This is a genomic window from Moraxella canis (genome assembly GCF_034424565.1).
Classification (GTDB): Bacteria; Pseudomonadota; Gammaproteobacteria; order Pseudomonadales; family Moraxellaceae; genus Moraxella; species Moraxella canis.
This window is the reverse complement of record NZ_CP139961.1, coordinates 1046685-1068015: the sequence shown is the minus strand read 5'-3', so window position 1 is coordinate 1068015 and position 21331 is coordinate 1046685. Positions and strand designations below refer to the sequence as shown.

Here is a 21331-nt window from a genome sequence, read left to right as displayed (position 1 = left end):
GTCAGCCTAAAACAAAAAAGCACCCATAAGGTGCTTTTTCGCTGAACATCCAGGGTTATTTTAGACGGCGTTTTCCGACCAAAATTTCATAAATAAATAATAAGATCATCGCGCCGATCACAGAAAAGATCAAATAACTAAACCCTGATTGGGCGTTCACACCCACAAAGTCGGCGATAAATGCGCCCACATAAGCACCGGCAATGCCTAAGATCATGGTCAGTATCCAGCCCATGCCATCGGCACCAGGCTTAAGCGCTCGCGCCAATAACCCCACAACAAAACCCACAATCAACACCCAAATCATTGAAAACATCGCCATTTCCTTAGCTATAATAATTACTCTGACAACCATTATAGCGATTACTGCCAGCAAAATGGTTTATAATCCTGTAAATGAAGTATAGCGTGTGTGAGTATTCTTGCTTAAGCTTATCAAACAGCCCTCGATATCAAGGGCTGTTTGAGGATTATTTATCTACCGTTTCAACCACATTCAAATCAAATCCTGACAGGGCATTGAATTTGATTGGGCTTGATAACAGGCGCATGTCCTTGACGCCTAGGTGTTTGAGGATCTGCGCGCCAACCCCAATGGTCTGATAAGGCGCGCGGCGAGTTGGTGAAGCTGTAGAGTGTTTATCCTTAAGCGCCTCAAACCCATCACCAAGATTAAGCGCATCATCATGACCGATCCATACCAGCACACCATGCTCTGCGTTGGCGATCTCTGCCAATGCATTTTGGATATTCCAGCGGCTGCCACTGGTGTGAATCCCAAATAAGTCTTTCATGGGCGAAAAGCTATGTACGCGCACTGTGCTGACGCCGCCAGTAGGCTTGCCTTTGACAAATGCCAAATGAACATCATCTGAACCAAACTCACTGAAACGATAGGCGGTAAAGTCTCCATGTTCGGTTTGGACGGCAAAGTGCTCAACTTCGCTGACGGTTTGTTCTGTTGCCATGCGATATTGGATCAAATCAGCGATGGTGCCAATTTTTAAGCCGTGTTCTTTGGCAAATATTTCTAAGTCATCGCGGCGCGCCATTTCGCCATCTGGCTTGATGATCTCAACGATGACCGAAGCGGGCTCAAGCCCTGCCAGACGCGCCAAATCACAGCCTGCTTCGGTGTGACCTGCACGGTGTAGTACGCCCCCTTTTCGAGCCATGATGGGGAAAATATGCCCTGGTTGGACGATGTCGGTTGGCTTGGCATTGGCTGCGACGGCGGCTTGGACAGTACGCGCACGATCAGATGCCGAGATGCCTGTGGTGACGCCTTCAGCAGCTTCGATGGATAAGGTGAAATTGGTGCTGAATTTTGCGCCATTTTTATCGCTCATCAAAGGCAGCTCAAGCTGCTGACAGCGCGCTTCGGTCAAGGTTAGGCACACCAAACCGCGTGCGTGCGTGATCATAAAGTTAATCGCCTCAGGCGTGATGTGATTTGCCGCCATGATCAAATCGCCTTCATTTTCGCGGTCTTCGTCATCCATTAAGATGACCATTTTTCCTGCTTTGATGTCTTCGATGATTTCAGGAATAGTATTTAAAGCCATAATGTTCTCTTGTTGGGATTTGGGTTATCTTAGCATATTTGCCATCAACTATGGGGGCAGATTTGATTTTATAAAGGCACTGGGCTATGAAGATGGGCAGATTTGGCGTTTAAGATTTTAGCCAATTAATAAAGGCAAAACTGGCTTGCTCTTTTTGGTTATCGGCAAAGTCATAAAATCGCATGCCCATCAGTGCATCGGGCAGATACTGCTGCGGGTGATAATGATTGGGATAATCGTGCGGGTAGATGTAGCCTGCGCCATAGCCTTCAGCTTGCATGAGCTTGGTGACACCATTTCTTAGGTGTAGCGGGACGGGAGACTGATCGGTTTCGGCAAGCTTGAGCGCGCGATTGATGGCGTTGTAGCTTGAATTTGACTTTGGGCTAGTTGCCAAATAGATAATCACTTGCCCCAAAATAATGCGCGCCTCAGGCATACCGATGGACTGAACCGAGCGCAGCCCAGCATCCGCTAAGAGCAGTGCATTAGGATTGGCAAGACCGATGTCTTCGCTAGCTAAGATCACAAGCCTTCTTGCCACAAAGGCGGGATCCTCACCTGCCGCCAATATCCGAGCCATCCAGTACACCGCCGCGTCTGCATCCGAGCCGCGCACGGATTTGATCATCGCAGAGATCAAATCGTAGTGACCATCACCAGATTTATCATAGCGCACCAAGGACTGACCTGCCACAGCAGCGACAGAAGCGTTATCGATGATGATCGGCTCAGGCGCTGCTGCCACAAGTTCAAGCAAATTCAGCGCGCGCCTGCCATCGCCTTGAGATAAGTCAATGAGCGCCGTTAGATCATTGATTTGAATGTCTTTGGTTTTTAGCAGGGTGTCTTGTCGTATTGCACGCACGACGAGCGCGCGAATTTCATCATCACTCAAAGGCTCAAGCCGATATACCTGACAGCGTGACAGTAGCGCGTTATTGACGCTAAAAGAAGGATTTTCGGTGGTCGCACCGATAAAAGTGATCTCACCTGTCTCAACTGCTTGTAATAAAGCATCTTGCTGCGCTTTATTAAACCGATGAATCTCATCCACAAAGACGACAGGCGGCTCATGAAATAGCCCATCGTCCGATCTTAGCACTTCTCTGAGCTCTTTGACGCCGCTACTGACCGCTGATAAAGGGCGAAACGGACGACCAACAGCATCAGCCAGTAGCATCGCAAGCGTCGTTTTGCCAATCCCTGCCGATCCATGCAAAATCATAGATGGCAAAAACCCTTGGCGTACGATATTAAAAATCGGTGCGCCTTCACCGAGTAGATGAGTCTGACCGATGACGGCATCAAGGGTGGTTGGGCGCATGCGTTCGGCAAGAGGTGTCATGAGGGTCTCTTTGCTAGGTTGGATTTTGATTGGCTTTGTGCTATTTTAGCACAATCAATCCTGTCTTGACGGTCATTTATGAAGATCAGCTGCCCATGTCGTTATCCTGCCAAGTCTCGTCCCTTAAGCTTGGGCGAGCGGCAAATGGCGCTCAGCGTGTTTGGTGATGCGCTCAAACTGGATGATATTCGCCTAAAGACTGCATGGTGGGTTATCCAAGGCTATGCTGTCTCGCCTAATGGTCATATCTATTTTTATCCCAAAGATTTTTGTGAAGATTTTTCATCTCAAAGTTTGGTGATGCGCGCTTGGCTCATTCATGAACTGGTGCATGTCTGGCAGGTGCAGCAAGGCATCAGGGTGTTTTGGCGTGCGTTATTTAACCGACGCTATCGGTATCAATGGATACAAGGAAAGCCGTTTTTGACATACGGCATCGAGCAGCAGGCGCGCATGGTTGAGGATTTTTATATGCGCCGTGAGCGTGGCAAAGACTGCAGTGAATGGTATGCTTGTGTGCCCTTTTTAAAATCAGACCTAAATGACATGCACAAGCAAACTGATAAACAAGCTTAATTCATCTGATCAAATGGATTAAAAATTCAAGCCATGATCGTGCCCCATACTCACCCCTGAGATGTCTTTGGCAAGTCGCGCGGCGGTATTGTCGGTGAGTCCACAAATAAAATCAAGCACCATCATATAGTCCTCATAAAGCGAGCGCTTGTTTTGGGTGTCAAAGCCGATGAGACTCAGCGCCAAGGCATGCTTGGTTTGGGTTTTTTGATTTTGATGATGTGCATAGACCGCAGGAATTAATAAATCCAAAATGGAGCTTAAGCAACCAAAGGCGGCGATTTCGGTGGCAATTTTACTGTCATGACGAAAGATTTTATTGGCGGCAAGCTGCTTGGCATCTTGCAGGGTTTTTTTGATGGCGTCGTCGCTGACCGCCAACAAATCTTTATCCGTGAACTTGCCCATCATCAGTGCATCATGATGCTGCATAAAAGCATGGCTGACGCTTTCGATGGCTTTACCAATCGTCACGCCGCGCATGGCACCGCAGCGCTGTTCAGGATTGGGGATGTTTTTAAGCTTATCGATGCCGTCGATGTTTTGTACAATTTTATAAAAATCTTCGATATCAATCAGCCCCATCTCCACCGCATCTTCAAGATCAAGCAGCGCATAGCAAATGTCATCAGCTGCCTCCATGAGATATGACAGTGGATGGCGCGCCCAATGATCCTCTCCAAGCTTGGGCAGACCAAGCTGAGTGGCAATTTGGCGAATCAATGGCATCTCACTTTGATAAAAATTAAATTTGCCACCATCAGAGCGAGGATTGCTGCTCTCCCAAGGATATTTGAGCAAGGCACCGACGCTTGCAGCAGTCAGGCGCATACCGCCTTGATTTTGGTACATCTCAAGACGCAGCACGGTGCGCAGGCTGTGGGCGTTACCTTCATAAGTGCAAATATCGCAGCGCTGCTTATCGTCATCCAGTGCGTCCAAATAAATACGGTGCTTTGGGTCATTAAACCACTCTCTGAGTACCGCCTCGCCAGTATGACCAAAAGGAGGATTGCCCAAATCGTGGGCAAGACAAGCCACCTGCACGACTGTGCCGATGTTGCTTGGGCTGTAGCCCTCAGGTAATAAATTGGCGGACTGTAGGGCGGCACCCACCATATTACCAATGCTGCGTCCGACGCTTGCCACCTCAACGCTGTGGGTCAGCCGATTGTGCGTGTGGTCTGAGATGGCAAAAGGGTGGACTTGCGTTTTGCGCCCAAGTCTACGAAACGCACGACTAAACACCACCCTGTCATAATCCACATGAAAGCTGCTGCGAATGCTGTCCATGCCGCCAGTGGTTTTTGGGCGAATCTCGCCATTGATGACACTATAGCGTGTCTTTGATAGCCTATCTTGCCAATCTTGAGCGCTGACGGTGGTCATAATATCCCTTTAATTATTCCTTGACCGCCATGGTGACGGTATACGTTTTACCTTGTTTGATTTTATCAGCATTGCCAAAAACTTCGGTAAAAGAACGCTTCATAAAATCACGCAGCCCATTGATAGTGACCACATAAAACCTGCCACCGCTTGTCATGGCATTGTAAGCATCAAGCAAATACAGATAATGCTGCTCTTTACTGGCTTTGGCGGGCAAATTACTCATGACTAAGCTAAATTGACGCGATTTATCCACATGATAAAAGCCATTAGATAGCATGACTTCAGCGTTAGTTAGACCGTTATTTTTACAATTAAGCTTGGCGTATTCGACGGCGACAAAATCCTTGTCAATCAATAAATGACAACCTTCTGGGCACTCGCGTGCGGCGGCCATGCCAAGCACCCCATAGCCACAGCCAAGATCGATGGAGTGATCTGCTCGCTGAAAATCAATATAATCTAGCAGCATCAGGCTGCCGTCGTCCAATTTTTCGGGACTAAAAATCCCCCAAGTACTGGTAAACCCAAAGGGCTTGCCGAGCACTTCTTGGCGAAACTGAATATCGCTGCGCCACTGTTTGGATTTGGCGAGTAGATCGGGATTGATTTGGTGCATGGTTGACTCATTGTGTGATGGATTGATTGACTTCCTCTCCGCCCTAAAGTGCGGAGATTCCTACTGCTAGACGGTCAAGCCCGACCGCAAGAATGTTCCGACTGGCATTGATATCTCTATCATGCCGTGTGCCACACTTTGCACAAGCCCATTCTCTTATTCGCAAACCTGCTCTACCTTTCGGACTACTGTCGCTGATGGCGCCACAGCACGAACAAGTCTGGGTAGTGTATCTTTCTGATACGATTTCCAAGCGACAGCCTGTCTGCTGACATTTGTATTCCAGTTGCCGCTTTAATTCAAACCAACCTGCATCGTAAACCGATTTGGCGAGTTTGCCTTTTGTATTGTTAAATTGGGTGGTTTTCACATCACCGACCACGATTAGGGCATTGTCTTTGACTAATTGGGTGGTGAATTTATGAATTAAGTCTAACCTTGTATTTTTGATTTTGGCATGAATGGCACGCACACGGTCTTTTTTGCCTGCACGCTGTGCAATAGACAGTTTTTCAGCCCATATTTGAGTTTGCTTAATATGCAGTTTATCCCCGTTTGAGGTGGTCGCACTGTCTTTTAAGCCAAGATCAATACCAACCGAACCTGTGCCACAAGTTTGTTTTGGATAGTTCTTGACAGTGAGACACGCATACCAACGATTACGGCTGTCTTGGACAATTTCGCAAGTGTTGATTTGATAGAGTGATAGGTTGTCGCTATCCCATAGGTCAATGACTAGCTTTTGCCCTTTGGCCAGACTCAGTTGCAGGGTTGATTTTAAGCCTTTTTTGCCTGTTTGGTGAGTAGCGATGTGTTTGATGGCGGATTGTTTAAACGGTATCCAGCCCAATGATTTGTGCTTAGATTTAGAATTGTTGGTTCGCCAGTTAAGTTTTGCTTTTTTGAATTGTTTTCTAGCTTTGGCGTGTATTTCATTGATGGCTTGAATGGTTTGAGAATGTAAGCCTAGTAGCTCACCGCTACCTTTGGTGTAGTCGTTTAAATCATAGGCAGATAAGAATTTGCCTGTGCGCTGTAAATATTTATAACCCAAGTCATTGACGTAGTTCCACACGAAATTGACTAAACCGCTTAGGCGGTTTAGTTGGTCTGTGTGTTTATCTTTGATGCGTAGCTTGAGTGTTTTCATGGGTTTATTATATCATTTTATTAAGCTAAGAGATTAAAAAGTTAGATTCACCACCTGATATCCACCGCCTGAAGTCGGTGGTTTTACGGCGGTGATGGATAAATTGTAGCACATTTTATTTCACAAATACCATCAGCAGATTGGGTGAATGCCTGTCATCAGAGGTGATGACGAAAGGCGATATATCAAATGCCTATCAAAATGGGTAAAAAGTGTAAAGTATCAGGCGTGATGGCGGCACCTTCTCACCCAAACATTGATCACATGGTCATAAAAACAGTCGGCTACCAATAAGGCTTAGCCGACTGCCAAAAATGATCAGACTCAGCACCTAAGCGGTCTCAAAAGCTATCCGCTGGTACCCACACTTCACCGGTCATCAGACGGCGAGCGGAGCGGCTCATGGAGACTTTTTTGGCGAGCCATTTGCCGTCCACATAGTCAGACTGACCGCCCACCGTCAGCGTGCCTGACGGATGTCCAAAGCACACTTCGCTCATGTTCTTACCGCCTGCGGCTTGATTGACCACTGTTCCCACGATGGTCGCCGCCGTGCCAATCGCCACGCTTGCTGTTCCCATCATCGCATGGTGTAGCTGCCCCATGCTCATCGCTCGTGCCAAAAGATTGATTTCACTTGCTTTCACCTGTTTACCGCTAGACGCTGTATAGTCAGCAGCAGGTGCCACCCAAGCGATTTTGGGTGTGTGCTGGCGTGTTTGGGCTTCTTTGATATCGCTAATCAAGCCCATTTGTACTGCCCCATAGGCACGCACTTTTTCTAATTTGGCTAACAGCTCGCTGTCGCCATTGATGTCTTTTTGTAATTCTGTACCGGTAAAGCCCAAATCACGAGCGTGCAAAAAGATGGTGGGAATGCCTGCATTGATCAAGGTAACCTCAAACTCACCCACCTCAGGCACGACTAAGCGGTCGGTCAAATTACCGGTGGGGAACATATCGCCGTCGCTATCCACAGGGTCAATAAATTCAATCTTCACTTCGGCAGCAGGGAAAGTTACGCCGTCTAGCTCAAAATCGCCAGTTTCTTGTACTTGACCATTGGTGATAGGCACATGGGCGATGATGGTCTTGCCGATATTTTGTTGCCAAATACGCACCACGCAGACACCATTGTCAGGGATATGATCAGCATCCACCAAGCCATTGGCGATGGCAAAGGCGCCGACCGCCCCAGTCAGATTGCCACAGTTGCCAGACCAGTCAATCATCGGCTTGTCAATCGCCACCTGCCCAAACAGATAATTGACATCGTGGCCTGCTTGGTCTGACTTGGATAAAATCACCACTTTGGACGTACTCGATGAGCCATTGCCAAGTCCGTCAATCTGCTTGCCGTAGGGGTCAGGACTGCCGACAACACGCAATAAAAAGTTGTCTCGTGCCTGCCCTGCCACTTGGCAACGCTCAGGTAGGTCGGTTAAGTTAAAAAATGTACCTTTAGAAGTACCGCCGCGCATATAGGTGGCTTTGACTGATGTTTGCATGATTACTCCTTTGCTGGTGAAATGAATTATTTTGCCAATTTTAAAATATTTCTGGCACCAAATAATACAATGACAAAGATAATCATGCCAATGATTAAATCAGGATAGCTAGAATGAGTCAATAACGTCAATGCTCCCGCCGCTATCACACCGATATTGATGATAATGTCATTGGATGTAAAAATCATGCTGGCTTTGATATGGATTTCTTTATTTTGATTTTTGCTCAGTAGATATAAGCACAGCCAGTTTGCAATCAATGCCAAAAATGCCGTGCCAATCATCAGTTGATAATTGGGCAGCTGCTCAGCACCGATAAAACGCCTAATCACTTCTATCACCCCAAATAACGCCAATATTATCTGCGTTATCCCCGCCAAAAATGCCACACGTTTTTTATACGCCAGCGTCATACCAATGGCTGATAGCGCCAATATATAGACAAAGCTGTCCGCCAGCATATCTAGACTATCAGCAATCAGCCCCATAGAATTAGCAAAAATACCAACCGAACACTCTATGATAAAAAACACAAAGTTAATCATGAGCACTTGATATAATAATCTTTTTTCTAAGCGCTCATCAGGCTTATTAAACACTATCTTATCAACAATCACTTCGGTGGAAATGATATGACTATCAAAATTAAGTGGTTCAAGTACTTGTAAAATCGTTGTATCTTGATTATCGTGATAGACGGTTAAGCACCGCCCAGCAATATCAAACTGTAATTCATAAATATCAGATACATCTTTTAAACGCATGCGAATGAGTTGCTCTTCGGACGGGCAGTCCATTTTGGCAATGTTAAAAATGGTCTTTTTCATCTATTTAGCACCTTGTTTTGATCGGGTTGGCTCAAATAATCTGTGTTTATATTGCTGCTTGGTAATTTTTGGATGGTTTGAGTAAATTGATTAGGTTAAAATGTACCTTTAGAAGTACCGCCACGCATGTAGGTGGCTTTGACTGATGTTTGCATGATTACTCCTTGTCTTGTAGATTGTCATCTGAATTGGTTTCGTCTAACTCAAGCTCTCTTTGCGCCATCATATCATAGACATGATTATTTTCACGTTTACCCACAGCGATGACATAGACTATCAATACATCATCCACCACTTCATATACCAAGCGATAGCCAACCGCTCTTAATTTGATTTTGTAGCGATTGGTACTGCCTGATAATCGTGCTGATGGCACATGCGGATTTTCTAGGCGTTCAGCCAATTTTTTGGTAAATTGTGCCTTGATGGTGGGTGCTAACTTTCGCCATTCCTTTTTAGCTTGTGGTATAAATTTAAGCTCAAAAGTCATCGCTTAATAACTCATCTAGGGTTACCGAAACAGCTTTGTTCAAGTCCTTTGTTCGTTCATCGCACAAGCGGTTGAGTTTAACATCATCCAATAATTCCATCATTTTTTCAAAAGTTTCACTAGGAACAAGATAAGCTGATGGCGTATTGTGATTTAAAATGACAATCGGCTCTCCCATCGCCTGTTCAATCAATAAACTTGGGTTGCGTTTTAATTCTGAAATACTGGCAGATTGCCCAGCGTACAATGGTTGCATTTAGTTTCCCCTAATAATGGTCTAAATTAAGTGCTAAAATTTAGTTTTATTTTAGCACTTAATTTAGTACAAAGCTACCTAAAGATGGCTTTAAGTACCGCCACGCATATAGGTGGCTTTGACTGATGTTTGCATGGTTTTGTTCCTTGTCTAAAAGATTGTTTATAAAACGCTTGATTTATATTTTATAATGACATACATTTCTTTTATAGTAAAATACATTTTTATTCTACCGTGGAGGGATTTTTATGAAAAGATTTTTTATAGGTGCAGCATTATTATTCAGTAGCTATAATTTAGCTTATGCTAATGATGAATTAGAAGCATTTGCTCAGGAAGTAGCAAAAATTCAAAATATTTCCCCAGAAGTTGCTATGCAAGCTGTTAAACAGACAGATGAAATGGGCGAAATTGTTGCTGATATTCGTGATACGCTAAGGGGGCGTGTAGCAGGTATTTATACTGAGTATAGCCCTAAATTTACGGTTGTGGTTCGTCTAAAAGGTAATGGCAGTCCGCCCAAAAAGGCTTATGATTTAGCACAAAAATACCCAATTCGCTTTGAAACAGGTTCAAAATTTACTGTTGAAGAACTGGTAGAAAGTTATGATAGAAATTTTGAACAAATCAAAGCATTAGTACCAAGTGTGCAAGGGATTGGGGTTGATGAGAAAAATGGTCAAATTGTGATTTCTATTTTGAATAAAGATGACCAAAACAACCAAGCCAAAAATCAGATTAAAAAACTTCTTGGTAAACCTGTTAAATTTGAAGTGCAAGAAAGTGAAACAGTAGATGCTAATTTAAGGGCTGGTAGTAAAATTTTATCGAATAGTTACTGCACATCAGGTTTCATTGTTAAGCATACCAATGGCACGATTGGTATGTCCACATCTGCTCACTGTGAAGGTGTGCATACCTACATAGATACGGCAGGTAATAAGACGAAATTAACCTTAATTCCTAATACTGAACTTAAAAATAGTAGGCAAGATGTAGAGATACATACCAATGCCAATAAAACAGGCTTGGCTGAGTTTTATGGAGAAAACAATAAAATTACCAAAGTAACAGGTAGAATCTCACGAGCAAGCACTACGGCAGGTATGGCGGCTTGTCATCAAGGTGCTAAAACAGGATATAGTTGTGGCATAATAGATCAAACCAACTATAAACCAGCATATGGCGAAGCTTGTGGAAGGCAAGTATGTGATAGCACTTGGGTAACAGTTAAACCAGCTAGTGCCAATACCTTAGCCTGTTTACAAGGTGATAGTGGCGGACCTGTGTTCAATGGGACAAAGGCATTGGGTTTATTAAAAGGCACAAGTGCAAGTGGTGCAAATAAAGGTCAATGCAATTTCTTTATTTATATGACAATGGACTATCTACCAACTGGCTGGAGTGTTCTTTATGCTAAATAAGTACATGTTAGGTATTCTTTTGATGACGCTATTAGGTTGCCAACAGCCTAATATTGAAACTTCAAAAGAACCTATAAATACTAAGCCAAACCACGAGAAAACAGCCACATTATCTACACAACAAATACCTAACGACCAACACAACCCATCTGTTTTTGTTGCTCACTTAGAGAAGTTAGAAGAAGTGGGAGATGCTGCTTTTTATACAGGTATTCTTAATGAAAAAAATGGTTGTCTGTATATTGATGACCGTTTGATTTTTGTTACTGGTGTTTATGTTAAATGGCAAAATGAGCCATTTTGGATTGGAAATAATCACGGTGAAAAATTTAAACTTGGCGACACAGTCAGTGTTGGTGGTTCAGAAGCGAAATACACCAAAGATTTTATTGATGATATTAACAATCCAAATTGCGTAGCAGATAAAGTTTGGCTTACACTGAATATTAATAAGCCTTTTATGTAATAAAATAGCGTTAGTAAAAACTAACGCTATTTTTATTTTATTGACTCAAAAACTCCCCCGCTTAAGAGTGATTGCAATTTTACATCCCATCTCTTTGATGATCGACTAATCCATATTGGCGACAGTATCAATTTGAATGCTTTGCTTTTGTAAGATGAGCTTGGTTGTATCATCTGGTTTTGCATCAAAATATTTTGTCAAAACTTTCTCAAAAATAGGATCTGTGTTCGGTGTTAGCGAAAACAAAGTTAGGCTAGATAGTAGTTTTAATGAATCGGTGTTACCAAAAATATTCAAGGCTGTTCTATTGTCCAGATCTAACAGAATGTGACAGCACTCAATTAGTCTTGATCCAAGAATAGGGTGGTTTAGATAGGCTTGTGCCTCGTCCAAATCCTTGATGGCGTATTGTGATTTAAAATGACAATCGGCTCTCCCATCGCCTGTTCAATCAATAAACTTGGGTTGCGTTTTAATTCTGAAATACTGGCAGATTGCCCAGCGTACAATGGTTGCATTTAGTTTCCCCTAATAATGTTCTAAATTTAGTGCTAAAATTTAGTTTTATTTTAGCACTAAATTTAGAACAAAGCTACCTAAAGATGGCTTTAAGTACCGCCACGCATGTAGGTGGCACGGGTTGGGGTTTGCATTTTAAGCTCCTTTATTAAAATTTACTTTTGGATAGCCAATTTTGGTGCATTTGGTTAATTAAAATTATGCCAAAAATAATAAACACTGCTCCAATAAAAAACTGATAGCTAGGCAATTCACTTAAAAAAATCCAAGCCATAATAACCGCAAAAATAGGCTCCGATAACTCTGTTACTTGCACTTTTGCAGCAGTTAAATAGTTTAATGCTTTGGTTGTACAATAAAATCCCAATATGGTTGGTAAAATTGCTAATGCCAATATATTAGCAACAATAACTGAATTCCAATCAATGGTATGTATATTTAGCATATAAGGAAAAAATAAATATATACTACCAAATAGCATAAATAGTCTTGTTAAATAAATTCCACCATTTAATGAAAACCTCTTTACCAATACAGAAAAAATACCATAACCAGTACCCGCCAAAATAGCATTTAATAACATATTAAAATTACTACCGCCAGACCAAGAAATGGCAAATATACCAATAATTGCCAACAAAGTCCCCAATATTGCAGAAATGGTTAGTTGTTCATTTAACAAAATCTTACCAAAAATCAATGCAGACACCGAAGCGGAAGCCATCAAAACAACAACAACATTAGAAGCAAAACCATATTGATAAGCCGTAGTTTCAAAGAAAAACAAAACAAAAATTCCCAAAAATGCACAAATCGCCACTTTTAATAATATTGAAGTCCAACCAATAGTTTCAAAAGCATTTTCACCAACCACAACACTTTTTTGCTCAGAAAACGGTTTTTTAACTAAAATTAAACTTAATATTAAAAATGCCGATACTGTTTTAAAAAAGGCAATATCTTGTGGATTTAATCCATTTTGCAACAATATTTTACTGAAAATACCAATAGATGCGTTCAGAGCAGCCGCAGATAAAGCCAATAAAATCCCCAACATTATTTTAGACATACTCTTTTCTCAATAACTGTTGCCACATAGACGGGTTTTTATTGTTAGAAATAAAAATTCCACCAAATTGTGCATTTATAGAACGATATTCATCATCTTGCATTAAAATACAATGAGCTTTTTTTAAATTCCAAAACGGAATAGCAGGGAATAAATGATGGATAAGATGATAATTCTCTCCGTGCATTCCTGTAAAAAAAATGTTCTACACAATGACTAAAACGATTTCTAGAAATTTCTATGTTGCTTTTTGCATAAGCAATCACAGGATAGTGTTCTGCCAATTCAATAAACCAAGTTATCATCTGAAAAACAGTCAGATAGGGTAATAACCAATACAAAAAATAAAATTTATAACCAACCAGCTTTGTTCCTAAAATAAAAAACACTAAATGAACAAATAAAATTTTCAACAATTCTTTTTTGTTTGCATTAGACATTAAACGATTTATAACAAGGTACTTGATATTAGAAAATAATTTTAAACATAAAATTGGAGCGAAAAAGAATTTACAAAAAAATTCTTTTTTGCTATGGGTATGAAATACGCCTGAACTTTTATAATAATCATAATCTGGGTCTAAGTCTGTACCTATTTTGGGATGATGATTTTTAACATGAGATTGTGTATAGCTATCCCAACTTTGAAAAATAAGGTAACCAGAGAAATAAGTTCCGATTATTTTTCCAAATTTCTTATTCCGAGTAAGTGCAGAATGAGATGCCTCGTGCAAAATAGTTGCTAATGCTCTTTGCCAACTACCAATAATTAGCAATGCTAATGGTAAAAACCAATATGAATATTCAGCCAATATAATAGCAAAAATAATTAAGGCATAATCCATTAACAACGCAATAGGTGCGTGCCAATTATCGTAAACATAAAGATTTTTAATTTGTTTTAAAATCTCTCTATCAAATTTTTTATGGTTTATCATTCAAATTCCTCTCAATTTCAGTAGACTGACAATAATGTTCTATATTATTATATTAGATATAACAAATGTTTAATTGAAAGCTACAAAATTGTGTCTTTGTTAAGCTTCTAATCCTTCAAAAACTCCCCTGCAAACTGCTGTAACACCCCGCCTGCTTTATAAGTCTTGACTTCGGCGTCGCTATCTAGTCGGCAAGTCACAGGCACTTTGACTGTGTCGCCATTGGCTTTATTAACTACCAAAGTCAGCTCACCGCGTGGGGCAAGCTCACCAATTACATCATAGGTCTCCGTGCCGTCAAGAGATAGCGTGTGGCGAGTCGTACCGTCCTTAAACTGCAAGGGCAACACGCCCATACCAATCAAATTCGTGCGGTGAATCCGCTCAAAGCCTTCTGCCACAATCGCTTCCACACCCGCCAGTCGCACGCCTTTGGCTGCCCAGTCTCGGCTTGACCCTTGTCCGTAGTCCGCCCCTGCGATGATGATGAGCGGCTGTTTGCGGTTCATATAGGTCTCAATCGCCTCCCACATACGCATGACTTCGCCCTCAGGCTCCACACGAGCCAGCGAGCCTTGACGGGTGGTGCCGTCGTCATTTTTGACCATTTCATTAAACAGCTTGGGGTTGGCAAAGGTGGCACGCTGAGCGGTCAAATGGTCGCCGCGGTGCGTGGCATAGCTGTTAAAGTCTTCTTCGGGCAAGCCCATTTTGGCCAGATATTCGCCCGCCGCCGAGCTTGGCAAAATGGCGTTTGACGGCGACAAATGGTCGGTGGTGATGTTATCGGGTAAAATCGCCAAAGGACGCATGCCCTTTAAGGTACGCTCACCAGCGAGCGCCCCTTCCCAGTAGGGCGGACGGCGGATGTAGGTGGACATCGGACGCCAGTCATATAGCGGGCTGTCGGCTTTTTGGCTGCGGTCAAGGTCAAACATCGGGATATACACTTCACGAAATTGCTCAGGTTTGACGTATTTGCCCACGATGTCGTCAATCTCTTCATCTGTTGGGAAAATATCCGCTAGGCGAATCTCTTTGCCGTCCACCACGCCCAGCACGTCTTTTTCGATGTCAAAGCGAATCGTGCCTGCAATGGCATAAGCGACCACCAGTGGCGGACTTGCCAAAAAGGCTTGTTTGGCATACGGATGAATGCGTCCGTCAAAGTTGCGGTTGCCTGATAAGACGGCAGTGGCGTACAAATCACGGTCAATGATTTCTTGCTGAATGTCAGGGTCTAGGGCGCCGCTCATGCCGTTACAGGTGGTACACGCAAAGGCAACGATACCAAAGCCCAATTTTTCAAGTTCAGGTAACAAATCGGCTTCTTTTAAATACAGCTCAGCCACTTTTGAGCCAGGGGCGAAGGACGATTTGACCCAAGGTTTACGAGTTAAGCCAAGCTCGTTGGCTTTTTTGGCAAGTAGGGCGGCAGCGACGACATTGCGTGGGTTTGAAGTGTTGGTACAAGATGTAATCGCTGCGATAATCACCGCTCCGTCAGGCATCAGCCCGTCGGTGCGGTTTTCTACCACGCCTGCGATGCCTTTGGCTTTTAAGTCAGCCGTTGAGACACGAGCGTGTGGGTTACTTGGACCTGCGATGTTACGCGTTACGCTGGATAAATCAAAAGTCAGCACACGCTCATACTCGGCACCCGCTAGGCTGTCCGCCCACAGTCCTGTGTGTTTGGCATATGCTTCAACCAGTTTGACTTGGCTGTCTTCACGCCCTGTCAGTCTAAGATAATCAATGGTTTGCTGGTCAATATAAAATAACCCTGCCGTCGCTCCGTATTCAGGCGTCATGTTAGAAATCGTGGCTCTATCGCCGATGGACAAATCGCTCGCCCCTTCACCAAAAAACTCCACATACGCCCCAACGACACGCTCTTTACGCAAAAATTCGGTCAAGGCAAGCACAATGTCCGTGGCGGTAATGCCCGCCCCGCGTTTACCCGTCAAATGCACGCCCACAATCTCAGGCAGTCGCATCATGGACGGTAAGCCCAGCATGACGCACTCAGCTTCTAGTCCACCCACGCCCACCGAGATGACGCCCAGTGCGTCGGTGTGCGGCGTGTGGCTGTCTGTGCCGACACAAGTATCAGGGAACGCCACGCCGTCTTTGACTTGCACCACAGGCGACATTTTTTCAAGGTTGATTTGGTGCATGATGCCGTTGCCAGCAGGGATGACGTCCACATTTTCAAAGGCGGTCTTAGTCCAGTTGATAAAGTGAAAACGGTCTTCGTTACGACGCTCTTCAATGGCACGGTTTTTGGCAAAAGCGTCAGGGTCATAGCCGCCACACTCCACCGCCAAAGAGTGGTCCACGATGAGCTGAGTTTGTACCACAGGATTGACCTTGGATGGGTCGCCCCCTTGCTCGGCGATGGCGTCTCTTAGTCCTGCCAAATCCACCAAAGCGGTCTGCCCCAAAATGTCATGGCACACCACACGGCATGGATACCAAGGAAAATCAGATGTCCGCTCACGGTTAATGAGCTGCTTTAAGGCGGTGGTGAGTTCGTCTTTATCGCTCACTTTACGCACCAACTGCTCAGCTAGGATGCGTGATGTATAAGGCAGCTTGTCATAGGCATCTGGCGTGATGTCATTGATGGCTTGACGAGTGTCAAAATAGTCAAGCTCGGTATTAGGTAAGGGTTTACGGTATTGGCTATTCACTGTCATATTGGCTACTCCGTGGTTAAATTTAGGTTAAGTTTTATCATATTTACCAAGTATCACACAGATTTTATAGGCACGTGTGCGAATATCTGCATTGTCATGATGGCGAAGTTGTTCAAATTTTACTCGGTCTTGTAATAAATTTGTCCTTAGGTGTAAATGATGGGCTTTTTGTGGCTTGTCGTCAGTACAAACACGCATCGCAAAATCTAAAAACAAATCCAATAATTCAGTTTTAATCTCATCATCAAAACTCATCAACGCATACATTAAATAAGGATAAGCAGGCACGCTAGCTGATGACACATCAAGTCCTTGATGACACAGACCACTGTGCAATTGGTGTACAGCGTGCAACGCTCCTATCTTATCATCGCTAAACAACGCCTGTAATTGATTGGGCATATCATCTTTGGCATTGCCATAGGCAGTTTTAAAATAATGCCAATCAAGCGAGTGCATATTGGAAACAAGCCACTGTCGCAAGGTAGCAAAATTTTGGTGTTCGTTAGAGCAGTTTATCATAGGCATCTTTGGTGATGTCATTTTGGCGAACAGCCAATAACAAACCTGCACCCACAGGCACAATACTATGGGAAAATTGGTCATCACTAGCAACCAACTTTATAAAATCTTGCACTTGCTCAGCATGAGAGATGACATTATCCACAATCAATACGCCACCTGCTTGACTTAAACATTTTTTTAGATGACACCAATAATCACAATAAAATTGACGCTCGGCATCTAACAACACCACATCATAACATTGGTGATTATCCTGCAAAAATGCTAAGGCATCTTGGCAAATCAAAGTAACACAGTTGTCCAGCTTGATATGCTCCAAGTGTTTTTTGGCAATCTGCTGACGAGTATCATCAATATCTAATGATGTGATATGACCTTGCGTTCTTAGGGCGGCGTCTGCTAGCCACAAAGTAGAATAACCGCCTGACGTGCCAATTTCCAAAATGTGCTTGGCTTGCTTACTAAGTACAATAAAAGACAAAAGCTCAGCAGACACAGGCTCAATGCTCCGTAAGCGTTGCAAACGGTTGCTTTGGCTTTGGTCGTGAGCATGATACACTTGGTACACTTGCTCAATATATGATTTGCGTTTGGAATTACTTATCATTTGTTTATTAAATGTCTGTCAATGTTTATCTTAACGCTTTATCGCCACCACAAACAGCCTTGGCAATGCCAATAAAATACAGCCATCTGCTTGGCTAGGATAGGCTTGGCTCAGTGCCTGTATGTACTCATCAATAAAGGCTTGCTGTTGGTCATCATCAAGTTTTGCCAAATACGGACGCATTGCCGTACTGCCAAACCACTGGGCAATACTTGCCACACTCGGCAACACATGATAATACGTAGTGCGCCAAATATCCACGCCACAGCCTGCCTGTGTCAAAACACCATAATAATCATCAACGCCCAACATCACAGGACGCACCGCCACATCAGACAGCTTGGCACGCCAGTTGGGTTGCTTAGCAACATCATGCATCAAACGGTGCGATGACTCATTTAAATTATCAGGCATTTGTACCGCCAGCACGCCACCATCTGCCAAATTTGCCACCAGCCTAGGCAACAGTTCGTGTTGGTTGGGCGACCACTGCAAAGACGCATTAGCAAAAATCACATCTTGGGGTGTGTTTGCCTGCCACTGATGAAAATCGGCTTGGATAAAGTTAACTTGTGGCAATCTGGCTTGGGCAGTTTTTATCATGTCTGGCGAGCTGTCCACACCGACGATATGAGCATCTGACCAGTTTTTGTACAAAAGTTCGGTGCTATTGGCAGGACCACAGCCCAAATCCGTGATACAGCGTGCCTGATGATGAGCAATAAAAGCCAGTAGCTCCTTGGCAGGGCGAGTGCGTTCGTCTAAAAACTGCGCGTAGTTTTTGGCGTTCCAGTCGTTCATTGGCTTATCCTTTATTTTTCTGCCCAAATTAACACCCCGCCACCAATGGCAATCAATGCCAAACCAAATAGCTTAATTGGCTCAATTTTTCTTACTTCCAAGCCCAAAAAGCCATAATGAGCTAACAGCGTGGCAAATAGCATTTGCCCCAAAAACACCCACAAAAGCGTACTGGCAGAGCCAATTTTTGGGGCGGCGATAAACATAAACAAAATATAAAAACTACCCAAAAATCCTGTCAAATACTGCCACCACTGGGCATTTTGCATATTTGGTGGTTTAATCCCACCACTTATCACAAAAGACAATAGCAAAGAAGCGATAGTACCACCCAAATATAAATAAAAGGTCGCTTGAATTTGTGAAGCATTACTGCTTTGGCGAAAGCTACTGACCATCGCCAGTTGCAAGGGAATAATCGCTCCACCCAATAGGCTGATTAGAACATAGGGTAAACTGCTTTTCATCGTAACGCCTTGATTTAAACGCTAAGAAAAACTATTATTTCACTTCATAAAACACCCACTGCGACTGTGCCAAAGGGGCATTTTCACATTTTTGCATAGATAACGTCCGCCAGCGGTGCGTCTCATCAAAGGTAGAATCAGAATCCGCCCCTGCCGTCAAGCAAAGCCCAGAGCCGACAAGCTCAATACGCCCATCATCACGATAGCTAAAGTGCTGTAAATATTGGCTCTCCAAAAACGGACTGCGCTCACCGCACGCCCTTGGCATGACCGCCGCCCCTGCCAAGACGCTTTGATTGATCCCTGCGGCGGTGGCGCAGGCATTATAGGCAGGAAAGCGGATTTTGCCATCTGAAAGCCACTCAACGGCTTCATCATGATACAGTCCAGGTTTGCAGTTATGCACTGTCATTGGCATATCAAAACGAACATAATCACCAGAACCCAAAATATCCAAACAATAGCCATCATCACGGTCAAGATTGTCCGCCAAACGCAGCTGCCCCACTTGACCAATCGGCGGTGGTGCAAGCTTGGCGTTGGTTTGGGGCTGTTTGGCACACGCCATCAAAGGCGCAGTCAGCGATAGCACACACGCCATCAGTACAGGATAAGAAAAAGGTTTCATAGATTACTCATCAAACGGATTAAAAGTGCTGATTGTAGCAGGTTTGTTGGCTTTGTACTTTATTGTTTGACCACCATCAACTTAATCATGTTTGGTTTGATGTAATAGCCCCAATGCCGCTATCACCATCAATGTCCCCACCATGTCCCAAAGACCAAGTGATACATCAAAAAACCACCAAGCCAACACTGCTGCAAAAATAGGATTAAGCAAATGAAAAGCAGAAGCCTTTGCTGAGCCAAACCAACGCACCAAATAAAACCACATAAGCATTGCTATAACAGACACTACAATGACCTGATACCATACTGATATGGCAAATACAGGCTCGCTCATGGCAGACATCCACTGACTGGGAGTAGACACCAGCAACAATATCAATCCAGCTAATAAGTTTTGGACACCTGTCAAAGGTAAGACCCTATGGTCATGAGCTTTAAACTGATAAAACAATGTGCCAGCCGCCAATGCCAACATACCCAAGACCGTCCAAATCACCCCAATAGAAAAACTTGCATGTGGCATTCTGGTTGACAACACAACATACACGCCAACAAAGCCAAGCAAAATTGCCACCCATTGCAACCACAACCAACGCCGAGCAATCAGTGATACCACAAACGTAGTAACAAAAGGCATGGTAGAAACCAATAAAACCACCAATTCTGGTGAAACGGTCTGCAAACCTGTATAAGACCACCCAAGATATAACACATAATTAAATAGTGCCAAGATGAGTCCATGTACCCACAAGGTTTTATTACGCCACTGAACCAGTGAACCACGCTCCATGATAAAGCTGATGATAAAAATCAGCACGCCTGCCAATAAAAATCGCAAACTTAATCCATCTAATGGTGGCAGCCGAAGCACCATATATTTACCAGCAATAAATGCTGATGACCATAACAAACTAAACAATACACCAAATGCAAAACGAAACATAGAACTTCCTTTCTAACATTTCATTGCTAAATTTTTATGTTGTTTTTTTAACGCCATTCAATCACTTTGCCACCAATAACCGCTGTTTGGCTATTCACATGATTGGCAAATTTTTGTTTATCCACAATCACACGCTTGTGTTTGCCATGCCCCATCAAGACATCCTGACAATAAACTTCCACTTGCCATGTAACAGAGCGTTTGCCAATATCTATGCATACACAATTCACATCAAGCACCGCTCCTTCGGTGCAAGCAGCATCATGCACCATGTCAATTACTAATCCTAGCGAACCTTCGCCATCATCCAAATGTTTGGCGACATCAAGATGCTCAATGCACACCCATTCCATCAAGCCCACCAAAAATCCTGTGGCAAATACTGAGGGCATGGCAACAAAATGAGCAGATTCAGGATATAAATTAGGTACGCCTTTATTATGTGGTACCGTATAACACATCTGATGACGGTCGTTTAATACAATCATCTTGCAGTCTCCTGTTGTTTACCACTT

Annotated in this window: 26 protein-coding genes; 3 read left to right on the top strand and 23 right to left on the bottom strand. The window is 43.6% G+C overall.

Annotated elements, in window-relative coordinates; all coding sequences use genetic code 11:
* Nucleotides 1–55: 55 nt before the first annotated feature.
* The 3 genes from U0021_RS04855 to U0021_RS04845 all read right to left on the bottom strand — a co-directional run bounded on the left by U0021_RS04855 (nt 56) and on the right by U0021_RS04845 (nt 2913).
* Nucleotides 56–316, bottom strand: coding sequence for a GlsB/YeaQ/YmgE family stress response membrane protein (locus tag U0021_RS04855; protein WP_049237950.1), 261 nt, complete (start codon nt 314–316; stop codon nt 56–58).
* Nucleotides 317–470: 154 nt separating this feature from the next.
* A complete protein-coding gene (gene ribBA / locus U0021_RS04850; RefSeq protein WP_114801209.1) occupies nt 471–1565 on the bottom strand; it encodes a bifunctional 3,4-dihydroxy-2-butanone-4-phosphate synthase/GTP cyclohydrolase II in 1095 nt (364 codons plus the stop codon).
* A gap of 109 nt (nt 1566–1674) precedes the next feature.
* Nucleotides 1675–2913: a replication-associated recombination protein A gene (locus tag U0021_RS04845; RefSeq protein WP_114801210.1), complete on the bottom strand. Its 1239-nt coding sequence runs from the start codon at nt 2911–2913 to the stop codon at nt 1675–1677.
* Between the two features lie 78 nt (nt 2914–2991).
* Here U0021_RS04845 and U0021_RS04840 point away from each other — a divergent pair, with 78 nt between their 5' ends.
* A complete protein-coding gene (locus tag U0021_RS04840; RefSeq protein WP_205276601.1) occupies nt 2992–3489 on the top strand; it encodes a type IV secretion protein Rhs in 498 nt (165 codons plus the stop codon).
* Between the two features lie 18 nt (nt 3490–3507).
* Here the strand turns inward: U0021_RS04840 and U0021_RS04835 are convergent, their stop codons facing one another.
* The 7 genes from U0021_RS04835 to U0021_RS04805 all read right to left on the bottom strand — a co-directional run bounded on the left by U0021_RS04835 (nt 3508) and on the right by U0021_RS04805 (nt 9728).
* Entirely contained in the window at nt 3508–4878 is a 1371-nt protein-coding gene (locus U0021_RS04835) for a deoxyguanosinetriphosphate triphosphohydrolase (RefSeq protein WP_114801211.1), read from the bottom strand.
* A gap of 13 nt (nt 4879–4891) precedes the next feature.
* Complete coding sequence (locus U0021_RS04830; RefSeq protein ID WP_114801212.1) at nt 4892–5497, bottom strand: class I SAM-dependent methyltransferase; 606 nt, start codon at nt 5495–5497, stop codon at nt 4892–4894.
* Nucleotides 5498–5540: 43 nt separating this feature from the next.
* On the bottom strand, nt 5541–6647 hold the full coding sequence (locus U0021_RS04825) for an RNA-guided endonuclease InsQ/TnpB family protein (protein WP_327037558.1): 1107 nt from the start codon (nt 6645–6647) through the stop codon (nt 5541–5543).
* Between the two features lie 341 nt (nt 6648–6988).
* On the bottom strand, nt 6989–8155 hold the full coding sequence (prpF, locus tag U0021_RS04820; protein ID WP_114801232.1) for a 2-methylaconitate cis-trans isomerase PrpF: 1167 nt from the start codon (nt 8153–8155) through the stop codon (nt 6989–6991).
* Nucleotides 8156–8181: 26 nt separating this feature from the next.
* Nucleotides 8182–8982 (bottom strand): cation transporter, encoded by an 801-nt coding sequence (locus U0021_RS04815; protein ID WP_064602420.1) that lies wholly within the window; start codon nt 8980–8982, stop codon nt 8182–8184.
* A 157-nt stretch (nt 8983–9139) separates the two neighbouring features.
* On the bottom strand, nt 9140–9472 hold the full coding sequence (locus U0021_RS04810; RefSeq protein ID WP_114801231.1) for a type II toxin-antitoxin system RelE family toxin: 333 nt from the start codon (nt 9470–9472) through the stop codon (nt 9140–9142).
* Nucleotides 9462–9728 carry a type II toxin-antitoxin system Phd/YefM family antitoxin gene (locus tag U0021_RS04805; RefSeq protein ID WP_078256726.1) on the bottom strand — a complete coding sequence of 89 codons (267 nt, stop codon included), beginning with the start codon at nt 9726–9728 and terminating at the stop codon, nt 9462–9464. The genes U0021_RS04810 and U0021_RS04805 overlap by 11 nt, the downstream gene beginning before the upstream one ends.
* A 248-nt stretch (nt 9729–9976) precedes the next feature.
* Between U0021_RS04805 and U0021_RS04800 the strand changes: the two genes are divergently transcribed.
* A complete protein-coding gene (locus U0021_RS04800; protein WP_114801239.1) occupies nt 9977–11152 on the top strand; it encodes a S1 family peptidase in 1176 nt (391 codons plus the stop codon).
* Nucleotides 11142–11618 (top strand): hypothetical protein, encoded by a 477-nt coding sequence (locus tag U0021_RS04795; protein WP_114801238.1) that lies wholly within the window; start codon nt 11142–11144, stop codon nt 11616–11618. Before U0021_RS04800 ends, U0021_RS04795 begins: the two co-directional genes overlap by 11 nt.
* Nucleotides 11619–11723: 105 nt before the next feature.
* Here the strand turns inward: U0021_RS04795 and U0021_RS09950 are convergent, their stop codons facing one another.
* The 13 genes from U0021_RS09950 to U0021_RS04740 form a co-directional block, all read right to left on the bottom strand.
* The gene (locus U0021_RS09950; protein WP_407666582.1) at nt 11724–12011 is read right to left on the bottom strand and encodes a DUF1810 family protein; all 288 of its coding nucleotides are present in this window, start codon (nt 12009–12011) and stop codon (nt 11724–11726) included.
* On the bottom strand, nt 11987–12136 hold the full coding sequence (locus U0021_RS04790) for a hypothetical protein (protein WP_327037557.1): 150 nt from the start codon (nt 12134–12136) through the stop codon (nt 11987–11989). Before U0021_RS04790 ends, U0021_RS09950 begins: the two co-directional genes overlap by 25 nt.
* A gap of 149 nt (nt 12137–12285) precedes the next feature.
* Nucleotides 12286–13206: a DMT family transporter gene (locus U0021_RS04785; RefSeq protein WP_114800968.1), complete on the bottom strand. Its 921-nt coding sequence runs from the start codon at nt 13204–13206 to the stop codon at nt 12286–12288.
* Nucleotides 13199–13393, bottom strand: a complete 195-nt coding sequence (locus U0021_RS09945; protein WP_407666581.1) for a fatty acid desaturase — start codon at nt 13391–13393, stop codon at nt 13199–13201. The genes U0021_RS04785 and U0021_RS09945 overlap by 8 nt, the downstream gene beginning before the upstream one ends.
* Entirely contained in the window at nt 13299–14144 is an 846-nt protein-coding gene (locus tag U0021_RS04780) for a fatty acid desaturase (protein ID WP_264756310.1), read from the bottom strand. The genes U0021_RS09945 and U0021_RS04780 overlap by 95 nt, the downstream gene beginning before the upstream one ends.
* A 107-nt stretch (nt 14145–14251) precedes the next feature.
* Nucleotides 14252–16837 (bottom strand): Fe/S-dependent 2-methylisocitrate dehydratase AcnD, encoded by a 2586-nt coding sequence (gene acnD / locus U0021_RS04775; protein ID WP_205276571.1) that lies wholly within the window; start codon nt 16835–16837, stop codon nt 14252–14254.
* Between the two features lie 33 nt (nt 16838–16870).
* Nucleotides 16871–17365 carry a hypothetical protein gene (locus U0021_RS04770; protein WP_114800966.1) on the bottom strand — a complete coding sequence of 165 codons (495 nt, stop codon included), beginning with the start codon at nt 17363–17365 and terminating at the stop codon, nt 16871–16873.
* Nucleotides 17349–17975: an O-methyltransferase gene (locus tag U0021_RS04765; RefSeq protein WP_114800965.1), complete on the bottom strand. Its 627-nt coding sequence runs from the start codon at nt 17973–17975 to the stop codon at nt 17349–17351. The genes U0021_RS04770 and U0021_RS04765 overlap by 17 nt, the downstream gene beginning before the upstream one ends.
* 30 nt (nt 17976–18005) lie before the next feature.
* The gene (tam, locus tag U0021_RS04760) at nt 18006–18776 is read right to left on the bottom strand and encodes a trans-aconitate 2-methyltransferase (RefSeq protein WP_114800964.1); all 771 of its coding nucleotides are present in this window, start codon (nt 18774–18776) and stop codon (nt 18006–18008) included.
* Between the two features lie 11 nt (nt 18777–18787).
* Nucleotides 18788–19243, bottom strand: a complete 456-nt coding sequence (locus U0021_RS04755) for a DMT family transporter (RefSeq protein ID WP_049237931.1) — start codon at nt 19241–19243, stop codon at nt 18788–18790.
* 34 nt (nt 19244–19277) lie between these two features.
* Nucleotides 19278–19871, bottom strand: a complete 594-nt coding sequence (locus tag U0021_RS04750; protein ID WP_114800963.1) for an RICIN domain-containing protein — start codon at nt 19869–19871, stop codon at nt 19278–19280.
* Nucleotides 19872–19952: 81 nt separating this feature from the next.
* Nucleotides 19953–20816, bottom strand: a complete 864-nt coding sequence (locus tag U0021_RS04745; RefSeq protein ID WP_114800962.1) for a DMT family transporter — start codon at nt 20814–20816, stop codon at nt 19953–19955.
* Between the two features lie 47 nt (nt 20817–20863).
* Nucleotides 20864–21304 carry a thioesterase family protein gene (locus tag U0021_RS04740; protein WP_114800961.1) on the bottom strand — a complete coding sequence of 147 codons (441 nt, stop codon included), beginning with the start codon at nt 21302–21304 and terminating at the stop codon, nt 20864–20866.
* Nucleotides 21305–21331: the final 27 nt, after the last annotated feature.